The organism is Tabrizicola aquatica (assembly GCF_002900975.1).
GTDB lineage: Bacteria > Pseudomonadota > Alphaproteobacteria > Rhodobacterales > Rhodobacteraceae > Tabrizicola > Tabrizicola aquatica.
The window spans coordinates 546306-560230 of the sequence record NZ_PJON01000001.1 but is presented as its reverse complement, the minus strand read 5'-3'; the positions used below and the strand labels follow the sequence as shown (position 1 = coordinate 560230).

General features: G+C 64.5%; 15 protein-coding genes. 8 read left to right on the top strand and 7 right to left on the bottom strand.

Features of this window, described 5'->3' with window-relative positions; all coding sequences use genetic code 11:
• Together CXR42_RS02685 and CXR42_RS02680 are read right to left on the bottom strand one after the other, a co-directional pair.
• Positions 1-1287, bottom strand: a complete 1287-nt coding sequence (locus CXR42_RS02685) for a deoxyguanosinetriphosphate triphosphohydrolase family protein (protein ID WP_103255958.1) — start codon at positions 1285-1287, stop codon at positions 1-3.
• A 564-nt stretch (positions 1288-1851) separates the two neighbouring features.
• Positions 1852-2856 (bottom strand): sensor histidine kinase, encoded by a 1005-nt coding sequence (locus CXR42_RS02680; protein ID WP_103255957.1) that lies wholly within the window; start codon positions 2854-2856, stop codon positions 1852-1854.
• Between the two features lie 183 nt (positions 2857-3039).
• Between CXR42_RS02680 and CXR42_RS02675 the strand changes: the two genes are divergently transcribed.
• On the top strand, positions 3040-3366 hold the full coding sequence (locus tag CXR42_RS02675; protein WP_146037984.1) for a hypothetical protein: 327 nt from the start codon (positions 3040-3042) through the stop codon (positions 3364-3366).
• Here the strand turns inward: CXR42_RS02675 and CXR42_RS02670 are convergent.
• The 3 genes from CXR42_RS02670 to CXR42_RS02660 are packed head-to-tail and all read right to left on the bottom strand — an operon-like array spanning position 3363 to position 5414.
• Positions 3363-3881: a gamma carbonic anhydrase family protein gene (locus CXR42_RS02670; RefSeq protein WP_103255955.1), complete on the bottom strand. Its 519-nt coding sequence runs from the start codon at positions 3879-3881 to the stop codon at positions 3363-3365. The two genes, CXR42_RS02675 and CXR42_RS02670, sit on opposite strands and share 4 nt — an antisense overlap.
• Positions 3878-4510, bottom strand: coding sequence for a guanylate kinase (gmk, locus tag CXR42_RS02665; RefSeq protein WP_103255954.1), 633 nt, complete (start codon positions 4508-4510; stop codon positions 3878-3880). Before gmk ends, CXR42_RS02670 begins: the two co-directional genes overlap by 4 nt.
• Before the next feature lie 4 nt (positions 4511-4514).
• On the bottom strand, positions 4515-5414 hold the full coding sequence (locus CXR42_RS02660; RefSeq protein ID WP_425444834.1) for a YicC/YloC family endoribonuclease: 900 nt from the start codon (positions 5412-5414) through the stop codon (positions 4515-4517).
• A gap of 135 nt (positions 5415-5549) precedes the next feature.
• Here CXR42_RS02660 and CXR42_RS02655 point away from each other — a divergent pair, with 135 nt between their 5' ends.
• Positions 5550-6170, top strand: a complete 621-nt coding sequence (locus CXR42_RS02655; protein ID WP_146037983.1) for a PAS domain-containing protein — start codon at positions 5550-5552, stop codon at positions 6168-6170.
• 45 nt (positions 6171-6215) lie between these two features.
• On the opposite strand, the gene CXR42_RS02650 is transcribed toward CXR42_RS02655, so the two are convergent.
• Entirely contained in the window at positions 6216-7586 is a 1371-nt protein-coding gene (locus tag CXR42_RS02650; RefSeq protein WP_103255952.1) for a class II 3-deoxy-7-phosphoheptulonate synthase, read from the bottom strand.
• A 155-nt stretch (positions 7587-7741) separates the two neighbouring features.
• Between CXR42_RS02650 and CXR42_RS02645 the strand changes: the two genes are divergently transcribed.
• Positions 7742-8761 carry a GlxA family transcriptional regulator gene (locus CXR42_RS02645; protein WP_103255951.1) on the top strand — a complete coding sequence of 340 codons (1020 nt, stop codon included), beginning with the start codon at positions 7742-7744 and terminating at the stop codon, positions 8759-8761.
• An 87-nt stretch (positions 8762-8848) separates the two neighbouring features.
• Here the strand turns inward: CXR42_RS02645 and CXR42_RS02640 are convergent, their stop codons facing one another.
• Positions 8849-9967 (bottom strand): PQQ-dependent sugar dehydrogenase, encoded by a 1119-nt coding sequence (locus CXR42_RS02640; protein ID WP_103255950.1) that lies wholly within the window; start codon positions 9965-9967, stop codon positions 8849-8851.
• Positions 9968-10146: 179 nt separating this feature from the next.
• Here CXR42_RS02640 and CXR42_RS02635 point away from each other — a divergent pair, with 179 nt between their 5' ends.
• The 5 genes from CXR42_RS02635 (at position 10147) to CXR42_RS02615 (ending at position 13913) form a co-directional block, all read left to right on the top strand.
• Positions 10147-11343 (top strand): ABC transporter substrate-binding protein, encoded by a 1197-nt coding sequence (locus CXR42_RS02635; protein WP_103255949.1) that lies wholly within the window; start codon positions 10147-10149, stop codon positions 11341-11343.
• 98 nt (positions 11344-11441) lie between these two features.
• Entirely contained in the window at positions 11442-12227 is a 786-nt protein-coding gene (locus tag CXR42_RS02630; RefSeq protein WP_103255948.1) for an ABC transporter ATP-binding protein, read from the top strand.
• Positions 12224-12829, top strand: a complete 606-nt coding sequence (locus tag CXR42_RS02625) for a hypothetical protein (protein ID WP_103255947.1) — start codon at positions 12224-12226, stop codon at positions 12827-12829. Before CXR42_RS02630 ends, CXR42_RS02625 begins: the two co-directional genes overlap by 4 nt.
• Positions 12826-13554, top strand: a complete 729-nt coding sequence (locus CXR42_RS02620; RefSeq protein ID WP_103255946.1) for an ABC transporter ATP-binding protein — start codon at positions 12826-12828, stop codon at positions 13552-13554. The genes CXR42_RS02625 and CXR42_RS02620 overlap by 4 nt, the downstream gene beginning before the upstream one ends.
• 2 nt (positions 13555-13556) lie before the next feature.
• Positions 13557-13913 carry a hypothetical protein gene (locus CXR42_RS02615; RefSeq protein ID WP_103255945.1) on the top strand — a complete coding sequence of 119 codons (357 nt, stop codon included), beginning with the start codon at positions 13557-13559 and terminating at the stop codon, positions 13911-13913.
• Positions 13914-13925: the final 12 nt, after the last annotated feature.

Genomic DNA, 13925 nt, shown 5'->3' with positions numbered 1-13925 from the left:
TTAGCGTACGATTGGGTCTAGAACCGAACCGCCCTCATAGCCAACGAGCCTTGAGTGAAGTCGGGTTGCCTCCCTTTCGGTAAGCGAAGAAATGCAGTCGGCTGCAAAGCGTTGTACAGTTTTGCTGAAATCCGTGAGATATGACATTCGCTTCGGCAAGTAATCTGGCAACTTGTGAGAGCCATCTACTCCCCATCTCGTATCTTCAATTATCATTCCGAACAGTTCGCGAATTATACGCTCTTGTCCTTTTTGCTGCGCAGCAAGTGCTGGGTTTGCAATTATGTAGTCGCGTGCCATTGTCTTGAGCAGCAGAACGGAGTGCCGCGTTTCAGGCGGAACGTAAATTTTTGGTGGCGAGAGCAAATCAGTTTGTAAGATGAAGTTGCCGACTAGAGCCGACGTCATCTGACGCAGACCAAGCCGCAAGGCGTAACTGCCGTCGTACCTTTCCTGAAGCACCTCTCCGTATAAAGCGAGCTGCTCCTTAAGACTCTCAAATGCATCGGATAGCAACTGTGGGGCGTTCTCGGGCTTTTCGTGCCACTTAGAAATAGTTTGGGAAATGATTCTTTCTCTTTCTTCGGAGTCGTTAAGTACCTTATGCCAGGGAATAAGATTACAACGATGGAAGTCCTCAAGGTCGTGCACGGAATAGGCAATGTCGTCCGACCAGTCCATCAGTTCGGCTTCGAGCGATTGTCTGTCCGTAGGCTGTCCCGCGCGAGCCCAATTGAACTCCTGCGCTTCACTCCTATACGCCGACCATTTCTTTGACTTGTCACGACTACCTTCATCCCGCAGCCACGGGTACTTTAGAACCGCGCAGGAGACAGCCCTTGTAAGATCAAGGCCTGGCCGATCATCAAATCTCACTGCCAGTTTGGTTATGATCCGGAATGTCTGAGCATTCCCCTCGTAACCCTCTTCACCTTGGTCTTGGAGCATCCTGTTGAGAGTGTACTCTCCCTTGTGTCCAAATGGAGGGTGTCCTAGATCGTGAGCAAGGCTTGCCGCAGCTACAACTTCGGGATCAATGTTGGGACATGCAATTCCATTGCTCGTTGCCTTCCGTACAAGGTTCTGCGCTAGCCGCCGTCCAATTTGAGCAACCTTGTGAGTATGCTGTTGCCTTGTATGGAAGCTATCCTCTTCCCCCGCTCGAACAATTTGCGTGACGCCCGCTAGGCGATGAAAATAGGATGAGTAAAGTATCCTATCATGATCACGCTGGAACGGATGCCTCTGATCATCTTCAGAGGCGCCGGAGAAACGATCTGTACGCAAGACGTGAACCTTAGAGTGCCTTCACGGCAACAGTAATTAGCGGTTCTTTCCCAAGTGCAACCTGAAATTACGATCTGTGCAAACTTTGCCTTTGTCTATCGCAACGCGCACAACAAATCGAGCAGAGGACTCAGGCAGGTGCCGGGTCCTTGCCACTTCCTCCACAACCTCAGAAATCTTAACGCCACCGTTCGAGTGCCGCTCCACAACCTTGGCGACTTCAGCCAAGTCCTCGCCGCGAACCATCGTTCTCATAGATTTTCCTACGCGGTGTCATTGATTCATTTGCATGCGCTAGCAGATTTCTGCTGCGATTCCAACCCATAGTTGGGAGCGTACCTAGCCACGCCTTAATGCCCCGAACGTGGTTTGTGTCTCTCAACCTTTCGTTACAGCGGTTCTAACGCAACTGCATGTGAACAGTTCCGACTAGTGCGATATGTCTTCACGTTGAGCGTGTGGAGTTACCTAACAAACCGCTAACGCCCACGACTAACCCCTTGATTCAAAAGCATAATCCGAAAATGTCCACCGTGGACAACCGGAGCCCTTGCGGCCCCCACCTCACCCCAGCGGCAGGACGACCGAAAACCGGCTCCCCTCGCCCACCACGCTCTCCACCCGCAGCCAGCCCCGGTGCCGGCTCACGATGTGCTTCACGATGGCCAGCCCCAGCCCCGTCCCCCCCATCTCGCGGGACCGGTGGGAATCGACCCGGTAGAACCGCTCCGTCAGCCGCGGCAGGTGGACCGGATCGATCCCCTCCCCCTCGTCCGCGACCTCCACCCGCACCGCCGGCCCCCGCACCGTCTTTTCCGGGGAAAGCCGGACCCGCACCACCTGCCCCGCCGCCCCGTATTTCAGCGCGTTCTCGATCAGGTTCGTGAAGACCTGCACCAGCTGGTCCGCATCCCCCGGCACCACCACCGGGTCGCCCGTCAGCTCCACCCGGTCCCCATTCTTCGCCGCCACCCCGGCCAGCGACGAGATCACCCCCTCCAGCAGCCCCCGCAACTCCACCGGCTCCTTCGGCCGCACCCTCTCCTCCGCCTCGACCCGCGAGAGCTGCAACAGATCCCGCACCAGCCGGTTCATCCGCCCCGCCTCCCCCTCCATGATCCCCAGGAACATCTCCCGCGCCTTCGGATCGTCTTTTGCGGCGTGTTTCAGCGTCTCGATGAACCCCATCAACGCGGTCAGCGGCGTCCGCAATTCATGGCTGACGTTCGCCACGAAATCCCGCCGCATCTCCCCCGCCCGCTCTTCCTCGGTGGTGTCGCGGAAGACGACCAGCACCCGGCCCGCCCCCTGGGATGAGATGGTAGCGGCCAGCATCACATCCTGCCCCTCGCGGCGCAGGGTCATGCGGGCGGTGTGAACCCCGCCCTTCCCCGCCGCCGCCGTGATCGCCTCCAGCACCGCGGGCGCGCGCACCGCCATCGCCGGGTGCCGGCCCACCACCGCCGCCCCCAGCAACTCCAACCCGGCCGCGTTGCACAGGGTCACCCGCTCACGCTCGACCAGCATCGCGGGAAGCGGCAGCCCCGCCAGCAGGGTTTCCCAGTCCATGCGCACAGACCTCTTAACTTTTTTGCAATCGGACATCTTGTCACTGACAGGAATAACGGTAACCTGCGCCGCGTGTAAGTGAATTGGTTCGCTGCCGGCCTTTGCCCGGAACAAAGGTTGGCCCACGGAAGTCACTTGGACACGGTTACCGCGGCGCCACTGATCTAAGGTGGAAGGAACGCGATGTCGCCGAAGCTAAGATGCCTGGTCGTTGGAATCCCGCACGCGGTCTTCCCCGAGGGTATTCGTACGGACGAGGCCACCGTGGTCGCGTTTGCCACCCTGCGTGAGCAGACGGTGTTGCCGGCCGGGCTTGAACTGGTGGTAGCGCCGCTCTTCTGCGACGAGTTCGATGCGCTGGAACTGATCGAACTGCTGGGAACTGCCGGGTTCCGGGGCGTCTTGCGGATCGCGGCGCCAAAGTTGCCGAACCGTCAGATCGTCCTGCGTGAGTTGCGCAGCCACGCCGTGCGCCAGGGAATCACGCTGGAACTGGTCGAGCCAAGCTAGACCGCCCGCAGTCCCGCACGAAAGCGCCGCGCATTGGCCCGATAGCCGGCGGCTGAAAGCAGCAGCCGTTCCCGTCCCGCCGCATCCAGTTCGCGCACCACGCGGCCGGGCGCGCCCATGACCAGGCTGCCGTCGGGGATCTCTTTCCCCTCGGTCACCAGGGCGCCGGCGCCGATCAGGCAGCCGCGCCCGATCTTCGCGCCGTTCAGGATCGTGGCGCCCATCCCGATCAGCGTGCCTTCCCCGATGGTGCAGCCATGCAGCATCGCCTTGTGACCGATTGTGCAATCCGCGCCGATCACCAGCGGAAAGCCCATATCCGTATGCAGAACGCAGTTTTCCTGCACGTTCGAGCCGCGACCGACCCGGATTTCCTCGTTGTCGCCGCGCATCGTCACACCGAACCAGACCGAGGCCTCGGCCTCCAGCACCACGCGGCCGATCAGGTTTGCATCCGGCGCGACCCAGGCGCTGGCGTCGATCTGGGGGGCCACTCCGTCCAGGGCATAGATCATCGGGCTTCGAACTCCTCGTTCAGGGCGCGGACAAAGGCGGAAAGCTGCGGCTGACGTTCACGCTTCAGGCGTTCGGCGGTCAGGATCGCCTTCAACTGCTCGAATGTCTCGTCCACCTCGCGGTTGACCAGCACATAGTCATATTCCAGCCAATGACTGATCTCGTCGCGGCTTTTCGCCATGCGGCCGGCGATCACCTCGTCGCTGTCCTGGGCGCGGGCGCGCAGGCGGCGGTCAAGCTCGGCGATCGAGGGCGGCAGGATGAAGATAGAAACCACATCGCCGCGCATCGCCTGCTTGACCTGCTGGCCGCCCTGCCAGTCGATGTCGAAAACCGTGTCGGTGCCGGCCTGCATCGCCGCTTCGACCGGACCACGGGGCGAGCCGTAGAAATTACCGAACACCTCGGCATGTTCCAGCATCTGGCCGTCGGCGACCATCGACTGGAACTCCTCGCGGCTGCGGAAATAGTATTCGCGGCCGTCCTCTTCCCCCGGGCGCGGCTTGCGCGTGGTGGCCGAGACCGAGAATTTCATCGTCGGGTCCCAGGCCATCAGCATCCGCGACAAGGTGGATTTCCCGGCGCCCGAGGGCGAGGAAAGGATGAGGAGAAGCCCGCGCCGGGTCATTTACTTATTCCACATTCTGGACCTGCTCGCGCATCTGATCGATCACCGTTTTCAGGTCAAGACCGATGCGCGTGAGGGTCAGAGACTGCGCCTTGGAGCAAAGCGTGTTCGCCTCGCGCATGAATTCCTGCATCAGGAAATCCAGCTTGCGGCCAACCGGCGCGGGGTCCGCGACATGGGCGCGGGCGGCGGCGACATGGGCGGCCAGACGGTCCAGCTCTTCGGTCACGTCGGTCTTGACGGCCAGAAGCGCCAGTTCCTGCGCCAGCCGCGTGGCATCCACCGCGTCAGTGGCCGACAGGATGCGCGCCAGCCCGTCCCGCAGGGTATCGGCCTGGGTGGCGGCGCGGGCGGCAGCCTCGCGCTGCGCCTCGGCGGTCAGGGTGGCGATCTGGTCCAGCTGCGTCGTGAGGACTGCCGCCAGCGCCGCGCCCTCGCTGGCGCGCATCGCCGCGAAATCGGCCAAAAGGGCCGGCAGATCGGCCAGGATCGCCTGGCGCAAGGGTGCGGTGTCCTGGTCCTGCTGGCTTTGGTCCAGGACGCCGCGCAGGGTCAGCACATCCGCCGCCGTCGCCTGGCGCAGGGTCAGCCCGGCGGCGATGGCCGCATCCTCGACCCGCGCCAGTGCCGCCAGCGCCGCGCCAAGCTGGCCCGCGTTCAGCCGAAAGCCCGCCTCCTCGGCCCCGCTGTCCTGGGTGGCGCGCAGCGAAAGGCTGACATTGCCCCGCGTCACCGCCTTCTGCAGCTCGGCCCGGACCGCCAGTTCCAGCCCGTCGATCCAGTCCGGCAGCCGCAGCCGCAGGTCCAGCCCCTTGCCGTTCACGCTGCGCAGATCCCAGGTCCAGCTGTAGCCCACCGCCGCCCCACGCCGCGCGGCAAAGCCCGTCATCGAGATCATGTGCATCCTCCCCCGCCCGGGCGCGGTATTTACCATTTGATTAGATTTTCGTCCGAATCTTCACGATCCGGCCTATTGTGGCTACATGGCGCGACCGGCCCCAAGGCTGCAAGCGCGAAGCAACCGGCACGCGAGGGCGCGATGGACCTGAAATTCCTGGAACTGGCGCGGTTCCGCGCTTCGCCCACCCCGGCGCCGGTGGTGTTCGACGGCCCGTCGCAGGTCCGCGCCTATTGGGAAAGCCTGCGCCAGGCGGGCGCGATCCCGACACGGGCGGCGCTGGACCCGCGCGGCATGACCGGCGTTCTGGACCGCGTGTTCCTGGCCGAACGGATCGGACGCGGCGTGGCGCAGGTGCGCATCGCCGGCTCGGCCCTGACCGAGATCGGCGGGATGGACCTGCGCGGCCTGCCCCTGACCGTCCTTTTCTGCGCCGAGACGCGCGACCTAGTCGGCCAGATCCTGGAGCAGGTGACCCATGAACCCGCCGTGGCCGAGCTGGACCTTGTCTCGGACCGCGGCAACGGCCAGGTGATCGCGCAGCTGGCGCTGATGCCCCTGGCCGACGACCAGGACCGCAAGCTGGTGCTGGGCGCCTTCGGCTTCGCGCCCGAGGCGCAGCGCCGCTGCAAGTTCAAGATCGCCCGCCGCCGCGAACAGCGCCTGTTCGGCCGGCCCGAACCCGTCGCGGCCCCTGCGCCCGTGCCGGTCATCACCTCGCGCCGGGTCGCGCACCTGACGCTGGTCCACTCGAAAGAGTAAGGGCGGCAGGTTTCCCCGCCGCCCCCGAATTCCCTGACCGAAACCTTACAGCGCCACGCGCCGCGCGGCCTCGCGCTGGCTGGACAGCTCTTCGGCCACCAGGAAGGCCAGTTCCAGCGACTGGCTGGCATTCAGCCGCGGGTCGCAGGCGGTGTGATAGCGGTCGGCCAGGTTCTCGTCGCTGACCGCGCGCAGCCCGCCGGTGCATTCGGTCACGTCCTGCCCCGTCATCTCGAAATGCACGCCGCCGGGAACAGTGCCCTCGGCCTTGTGGATCGCGAAGAACTCGCGCACCTCGCGTAGCACGCTGTCGAACGGCCGGGTCTTGTAGCCCGAGGCCGCCTTGATCGTGTTGCCGTGCATCGGGTCGCAGGACCAGACCACGTTGGCCCCTTCCGCCTGCACCGTCTTGATCAGGCGCGGCAGATGCTCGCCCACCTTGCCCGCGCCAAAGCGGGCGATCAGGGTCAGGCGGCCCGGCTCGTTCTCGGGGTTCAGCTTGGCCATCAGGACCTTCAGGTCCTCGGCCGTTGTGGACGGCCCGCACTTCAACCCGATCGGGTTCAGCACGCCGCGGCAGAATTCCACATGCGCGCCGTCGGGCTGCCGCGTGCGGTCGCCGATCCAGATCATGTGACCGGACCCCGCGACGTTCTGGCCGGTGATGCTGTCCACCCGCGCCAGCGCCTCTTCATATTCCAGAAGCAGCGCCTCGTGGCTGGTGTAGAAGTCCACACGGCTCAACTCGTTCGCGGTGTCGGAGTTCACCCCGGCCGCGTTCATGAAGTCCAGCGCGTCGGAAATCCGGTTCGCCATCTCGCGGTAGCGTTCGGCCTTGTCGTGTTCCGCAAAGCCCAGCGTCCAGGAATGGACCCGGTGGATATCGGCGAAACCGCCCGTCGAAAACGCGCGCAGCAGGTTCAAGGACGCCGCCGCCTGGGTATAGGCCTGCAGCATCCGGTTCGGATCGGGAATCCGCGCCTCGGGCGTCGGCTCGAAGCCGTTGATGATGTCGCCCTTGTAGCTGGGCAGCTCCACGCCGTTGATGATCTCGGTCGGGGCCGAGCGCGGCTTGGCGAACTGGCCCGCCATCCGGCCCACCTTGATGACCGGCACCTTGGCGGCATAGGTCAGCACGACCGCCATCTGCAGCATCACCCGGAAGGTGTCGCGGATGTTGTCGGCGCTGAATTCCGCAAAGCTTTCGGCGCAGTCGCCGCCCTGCAACAGGAAGGCCTTGCCCTCACCGGCCGCCGCCAGTTGCTTCTTCAGCCGCCGCGCCTCGCCGGCAAAGACCAGCGGAGGGTACTTGCCCAGCTGCGCCTCGACCGCCGACAGCGCGCCCTGATCGGGATAATCCGGCATCTGGACCCGCGGTTTCGCGCGCCATGCCGATTTCGTCCATCCCTTGGTCATCGTTCCACTCCGGAGCCTTGCAATCGGCCAGCGGTATACGCCCCCGTTTCCGCCTTGGCAAATCCAGTTTGGGCGAAAACCGCGTGTTTCGGCCCTTGCGGCGCGCCGATATTTGGGGTTCCGTAGCCCGCAAACGACATGAACAGGTCGCGGAAATGTCCATTACGCCCCGCAAAGCCACCCAGACCGCCAAGGCGCAAGGCCCGCGCCGCTTTGTGTTCCTGCTTTTGGACAAGTTCACCATGATCAACTTCGCCGGCGCAATCGAACCGCTGCGCCTGGCGAACCATGTCGCGGGCGAGACGCTTTACACCTGGGTCCTCTGCGGCGAGGGCACGGAAAAGACCTGCTCGAACGGCGCGACCTTCCGGCTGGACATGGGGCTGGAGGAGATGGACCGCGAGGACACGGTCCTGGTCTGCGGCGGCATCGACATCCAGCGCACCACGACCAAGGGCGTGATCAGCTGGCTGCGGCGCGAAGCACGGCGCGGCATCACCATCGGCGGGCTTTGCACCGGCTCGCATGCCTTGGCCAAGGCGGGGCTTCTGGACGGCAAGAAGGCCACCATCCACTGGGAAAACCAGGACGGCTTTTCCGAGGAATTCGAGGATGTGAAGCTGACCAAGTCCGTCTATGTGATGGACGGCAATCGCTGGACCACGGCGGGCGGGATTTCCTCAATCGACCTGATGCTGAAGATCATCGCCAACCACCAGGGCGAGGATGTGGCCAACACCGTGGCCGACCAGTTGATCTATTCCTCGATCCGCACCGACCAGGACACCCAACGCCTGTCGATCCCGACGCGCATCGGGGTCCGGCATCCGAAGTTGAGCCAGGTCATCCAGATGATGGAGGGCAACATCGAGGACCCGATGTCGCCCGCCGACCTGGCCGAGGAAGTGGGCATGTCCACCCGCCAGCTGGAGCGTCTGTTCCGCCGCTACCTCAACCGCTCGCCGAAACGGTATTACATGGAGTTGCGGCTGCAAAAGGCGCGCAACCTTCTGATGCAGACCGACATGAGCGTAATCAACGTCGCCCTGGCCTGCGGCTTTGCCAGCCCGTCGCATTTCTCAAAGTGCTACCGCAGCCATTACAACACCACCCCATATCGTGAGCGCGGGACGCAAGGGATGCCGGGCGCGATCCCGGTGCGGCTGTCGATCTAGGCCCTTGGGCAAAGGTTAAGACGGCGTAAACGCGCGCGTCCAAGTCACTGAAATCAAACGGTAGTCCGGCTTTGTCCACCGTGGACACTAGTCCCCCGGCGCCAGCCGATAGGCCGCGCCATTGTAGACCGACAGGAACCAGATCGACCCGTCCGGCGCCTCGACCACGTCGCGGACCCGCCCGGTCTCCTTGGCCGCGATCCGTTCCTCGGCAAAGCCGGTCGCGGCCGGGGTATCGGGGTCCAGCCGGCCCAGGAAATCGCTGTTGAGCGAGCCAAAGAAGATGTCCCCCCGCCACTCCGGGATCAGCTTGCCGGAATAGACCAGCAGCCCGGAAGGCGCGATCGAGGGGTCCCAGTAATGCAGCGGCTGCTCGGTCCCCGGCAGGCTGGTGCCCAGCCCGATCTCGTTGCCGTTGTAGTTCACCCCGTAGCTGGCGATGGGCCAGCCATAGTTCTTTCCCTCTTCCGGCGCGTTCAACTCATCCCCGCCGCGCGCCCCGTGTTCGACGGTCAGAAGCCGCCCCTCCAGGTCCAGCGTGGCCCCTTGCGGGTTGCGGTGACCCATCGACCAGACCCCCGGCAGCGCGCCTTGCAGCACCGTCGCGGGCGAGCCGTCGCGGTTCAGGTGGATCACTTTGCCCTCGCCCCGCAGCGGCAGCTGCGCCTGCATCCCCTGCGGCCCCGTGCCCCGGTCGCCCACGGTCAGGAACACGGTCCCGTCCGCCGCCTCGACAAGCCGCGAACCGAAGTGGCGGCCCCCGGACGAGCCTTCGGGGATCTCGAAAAGCTGGGTGAAGCCCTCCAGCCGCGTCCCGTCCTCGGACAGCCGTCCCTTGCCCGCCGCCGTCCCCGACCCATCGCCCTGCGCCACCGCATAGCTGAACCAGACCTCGCGCGTCTGGGCAAAATCGGCAGGGACCATGACGTCCAGAAGCCCGCCCTGCCCGTCCACCGCGACCTCTGGCCCGCCCTCGACCAGCACCGGATCGGCCCCCGGCGCGGAGAAGAGTTTCAGGCGTCCGTCCAGTTCGGTGACCAGGAACGCCCCGTCCGGCAGGAAGCCGATCGCCCAGGGTTCCTCCAACCCCTCGGCCACAGCAGTCACGGCGAGGGTCCCGACACTGGTCTCCACCTCTTGCGCGAGGCTGGCCGAGGCCGACAGACCGACAAGCGCGGCAAGGGCGGGGGCGAGGGTCTGATGCATAGTGGCTCCAATCACGGGTTGCGAGGATTAGATAAGCTGACTGCCATGCGGTGCAAATCACGGATTTTCACCCTGCCGTTGGCCCAAAAGCCGGAAAAACGCCCCCGCAAACCGCTTTCCTTTTGCAGGAGGCCCCACTAGGTTCTTACCAGGATTGCGATCCAATTAGGGAGACAAGAATGAAGAAACTGCTTCTGGCGACGGCTGCCACCGCCGCCCTGTCCGGCGCGGGGTACGCCGAAGAGGTCAAGATCGGCATCCTGGTCGGCTTCACCGGGCCGCTGGAATCGCTGGCCCCGGCGATGGCGCAAGGCGCCGAGATGGCGATGAAGGAAATCTCGGATTCGGGCAAGTTCATGGGCGGCTCGACCGTCGTTCCGGTCCGCGCCGACAGCACCTGCGGTGACTCGGCCGCCGGTACAGCCGCTGCCGAACGTCTGGTCACTTCGGACCAGGTCAAGGGCATCGTCGGTGGCGACTGCTCGGGCGTGACCGGGGCTGTGCTGCAGAACGTCGCCCGTCCGAACGGGATGGTGATGATCTCGCCCTCGGCCACCTCGCCGGCGCTGACCACGGCCGAAGATGACGGCCTGTTCTTCCGCACCGCCCCGTCGGATGCGCGCGAAGGCGAAGTCATGGCCGAAATCCTGGGCGAAAAGGGCGTGAAATCCATCGCCCTGACCTACACCAACAACGACTACGGCAAGGGCCTGGCAGAAGCCATCGCTGCGTCCTTCACCGCCAAGGGCGGCACCGTGACGATCAACGCCGCGCATGAGGACGGCAAGTCCGACTACTCGGCCGAAGTGGCGGCTCTGGCCTCGGCCGGCGGCGACATCCTGGTCGTTGCGGGCTATCTGGACGGCGGCGGCAAGGGCATCATCCAGGGCTCGCTGGACACCGGCGCCTTCGCAACCTTCGGTCTGCCGGGCGGCATGATCGGTGACGCGCTTCCCGAAGCGATCGGCGCGGGCCTTGACGGGTCCTACGGCCAGATCGCAGGCTCGGACTCGCAGGGTGCGGCCAAGTACGAAGAGATGGCGGCGGCTGCCGGCTATGACGGCACCTCGGCCTATTCGCCGGAATCCTACGACGCGGCGGCGCTGATCGCGCTGGCGATGGCGGCGGCGAACTCGACCGATCCGAAAGTCTACAAGGACAAGGTGATCGAGATCGCCAACGGCCCGGCCGACGGCACCGGCGAGAAGATCTATCCCGGCGACCTGGCCAAGGCGCTGGACCTGATCGCGGCCGGCACCGCCATCGACTATGAGGGCGCCACCGCCGTCACGCTGATCGGACCGGGCGAAAGCGCGGGCCGCTACCGCGTGATCGAGGTCAAAGGGGGCAAGAACGAGACCGTGGGCTTCCGTTGATCCGGAATCTCGGTTGACAGACTGGCGCGGCCCGGGCATTTCCCCGGGCCGCTGCACTTGAACCTGCCCGTTTCAGAGGCAGGGCTTGGGGGAAATGGATGATCGTTGTCGAAAACCTTCACCGGCATTTCGGGGGATTTCGTGCGGTTGACGGGGCGTCGCTGACGATCCGCACCGGCACGATCACCGGCCTGATCGGCCCGAATGGTGCTGGCAAGACCACGCTGTTCAACGTGATCGCGGGGCGCCTGCCGCCGACCTCGGGCCGGGTGCTGATGGATGGCGAGGATATCACCGGCCTGCCGCCGCATGTGCTGTTCCACAAGGGCCTGCTGCGGACCTTCCAGATCGCGCATGAGTTCGGCAGCATGACCGTGCGCGAGAACCTGATGATGGTCCCCGCCAACCAGGCGGGCGAGACGATCTGGAACACATGGTTCGCCCGCGGGCGGGTTGCGGCGGAAGAAAAGCGCATCCGCGAGAAGGCCGACGAGGTGCTGGACTTTTTGACGATCAGCCATCTGGCCGACCAGAAGGCCAGCATGATTTCGGGCGGGCAGAAGAAGCTGCTGGAACTGGGCCGGACCATGATGGTCGACGCCAAGATCGTCTTTCTGGACGAGGTCGGCGCGGGCGTGAACCGCACGCTGCTGAACACCATCGGCGATGCCATCGTCCGGCTGAACAAGGAACGCGGCTATACTTTCTGCGTGATCGAGCATGACATGGATTTCATCGGCCGCCTCTGCGACCCGGTGATCTGCATGGCCGAGGGCAAGGTTCTGGCCGAAGGCACCGTGGAGCAAGTCAAGAACGACGAGCGGGTGATCGAGGCCTATCTGGGCACCGGCCTGAAGAACAAGGTCAAGGAGGGCGCGGCATGATCCGGCCGTTTACGCTGGCCATTGTCGCCGGTCTGGCACTTGCGGCGCCTGTCCTGGCGCAGTCGGTGGTCGGCCGGTCGATTGTCGAGGGCAAGGTTGCGCTCCTCTATGACAACGGCACCTGGGCTTATGAAACGGCCACCGGTGCTGCTGGCAGCGACTGCGCCACGATTACGCCCCGCGTCCAGTTCTGCGGCGGGGCGCTGGGGTGGGCCACCAGCCCGCCAAGCTCGCCCGAGATCAACGCGGCCTACCGGATCGATGCGCGGCACTATGCGCAGTATCTGATCGAGGATCTGGGCAGCGACGATGGCTTGACCGCTGAATTCATGCGCGACGTGGTGCTGCAGAACGCCCAGGCAGTCACCGGTGCCCCGGCCGAGGTCATCGACGTCCTGCCCGCCACCTTGGGCGAACTTTCGGGTGACACGGTCATCTACAAGATCAAGTTCAACGGGCTGGACGTGGTCTATGCGAACTCGATCTTCCTGGAGCCGAAGGTGGTCATGCAGATCATGACCTACGGGATCGGCGCCGAATACACCCCGGACCATGCCGCAATGCACGCCGACTTCCTGGCCAATACGAAATTGACTCCATGACCGAGACCAGACCCACCCCCGCCCCGTTCCTGATCGGGGACGCCATGACTGGCGGCTATGGCCCGGTCGACATCCTGCATGGCTGCACCATCGCGGTCGAAAAGGGCGAGATCGCGGTGATCGTCGGCCCGAACGGCGCGGGCAAGTCCACGGCGATGAAGGCCGTCTTCGGGATGCTGAAACTGCGCGGTGGCCAGGTCCGGCTGGACGGCGAGGATATCACCGGCCTGACACCGCAGGCCCGCGTCGCCAAGGGCATGGCCTTCGTGCCGCAGACGCACAACATCTTCACCTCGATGACGGTGGAGGAAAACCTGGAGATGGGCGCCTTCCTGCGCCGCGACGATATCCAGGCCACGCTGGAGCAGGTCTATCACCTGTTCCCGATCCTGAAGCAAAAGCGCTTTCAGGCGGCGGGAGAGCTTTCGGGCGGCCAGCGCCAGCAGGTCGCCGTTGGCCGCGCGCTGATGACGCAGCCCAAGGTCCTGATGCTGGACGAACCCACCGCCGGCGTCAGCCCCATCGTGATGGACGAACTCTTCGACCGGATCATCGAGATTGCCCGCACCGGAATCTCGATCCTGATGGTCGAGCAGAACGCCCGCCAGGCACTGGAGATCGCCGACAAGGGCTATGTCCTGGTGCAGGGCCGCAACCGTTTCACCGACACCGGCAAGGCCCTGATGGCCGACCCCGAGGTCCGCCGTTCATTCCTGGGAGGATGACCATGCGTATTCTGCTTGCGGCCCTTTGCCTGACTGCGACGCCCGCCCTTTCCACCACGCTAAGCTGCACGGTCGAGCGCCAGTGTGGCGGCGGGGCTTGCGAGCCCTATGCCGGCGGCCCCTTCTTGATCGAGGAGACCGGCGAGACCGTTCGCATCACCGCCGACGGACAGGTCTGGGAGGGCTATCTGTCGAACGACGGCAGCACCGAGGAGTTGTCCATCGTGATCCCGCCGCAGAACGGCATGTCGGGCCTGATCTCGGTCTTTCCGGCAGGCGAGTTCCTGTTCACCGCCCATGCCAAGGGCGACATGGTCGTGGCGATCAGCGGCGAAGGCAGCTGCGTCGCCCCGGGCTGACCCCATTGCAAG

Excerpts from the sequence above, each read along its gene's own strand:
- CXR42_RS02680 (WP_103255957.1), bottom strand. The coding sequence starts at position 2,856 with ATGGACTGGGAAACCCTGCTGGCGGGGCTGCCGCTTCCCGCGATGCTG.
- CXR42_RS02675 (WP_146037984.1), top strand. The coding sequence starts at position 3,040 with ATGTCGCCGAAGCTAAGATGCCTGGTCGTTGGAATCCCGCACGCGGTC.
- CXR42_RS02670 (WP_103255955.1), bottom strand. The coding sequence starts at position 3,881 with ATGATCTATGCCCTGGACGGAGTGGCCCCCCAGATCGACGCCAGCGCC.
- gmk (WP_103255954.1), bottom strand. The coding sequence starts at position 4,510 with ATGACCCGGCGCGGGCTTCTCCTCATCCTTTCCTCGCCCTCGGGCGCC.
- CXR42_RS02660 (WP_425444834.1), bottom strand. The coding sequence starts at position 5,414 with ATGCACATGATCTCGATGACGGGCTTTGCCGCGCGGCGTGGGGCGGCG.
- CXR42_RS02655 (WP_146037983.1), top strand. The coding sequence starts at position 5,550 with ATGGACCTGAAATTCCTGGAACTGGCGCGGTTCCGCGCTTCGCCCACC.
- CXR42_RS02650 (WP_103255952.1), bottom strand. The coding sequence starts at position 7,586 with ATGACCAAGGGATGGACGAAATCGGCATGGCGCGCGAAACCGCGGGTC.
- CXR42_RS02645 (WP_103255951.1), top strand. The coding sequence starts at position 7,742 with ATGTCCATTACGCCCCGCAAAGCCACCCAGACCGCCAAGGCGCAAGGC.
- CXR42_RS02640 (WP_103255950.1), bottom strand. The coding sequence starts at position 9,967 with ATGCATCAGACCCTCGCCCCCGCCCTTGCCGCGCTTGTCGGTCTGTCG.
- CXR42_RS02635 (WP_103255949.1), top strand. The coding sequence starts at position 10,147 with ATGAAGAAACTGCTTCTGGCGACGGCTGCCACCGCCGCCCTGTCCGGC.
- CXR42_RS02630 (WP_103255948.1), top strand. The coding sequence starts at position 11,442 with ATGATCGTTGTCGAAAACCTTCACCGGCATTTCGGGGGATTTCGTGCG.
- CXR42_RS02625 (WP_103255947.1), top strand. The coding sequence starts at position 12,224 with ATGATCCGGCCGTTTACGCTGGCCATTGTCGCCGGTCTGGCACTTGCG.
- CXR42_RS02620 (WP_103255946.1), top strand. The coding sequence starts at position 12,826 with ATGACCGAGACCAGACCCACCCCCGCCCCGTTCCTGATCGGGGACGCC.
- CXR42_RS02615 (WP_103255945.1), top strand. The coding sequence starts at position 13,557 with ATGCGTATTCTGCTTGCGGCCCTTTGCCTGACTGCGACGCCCGCCCTT.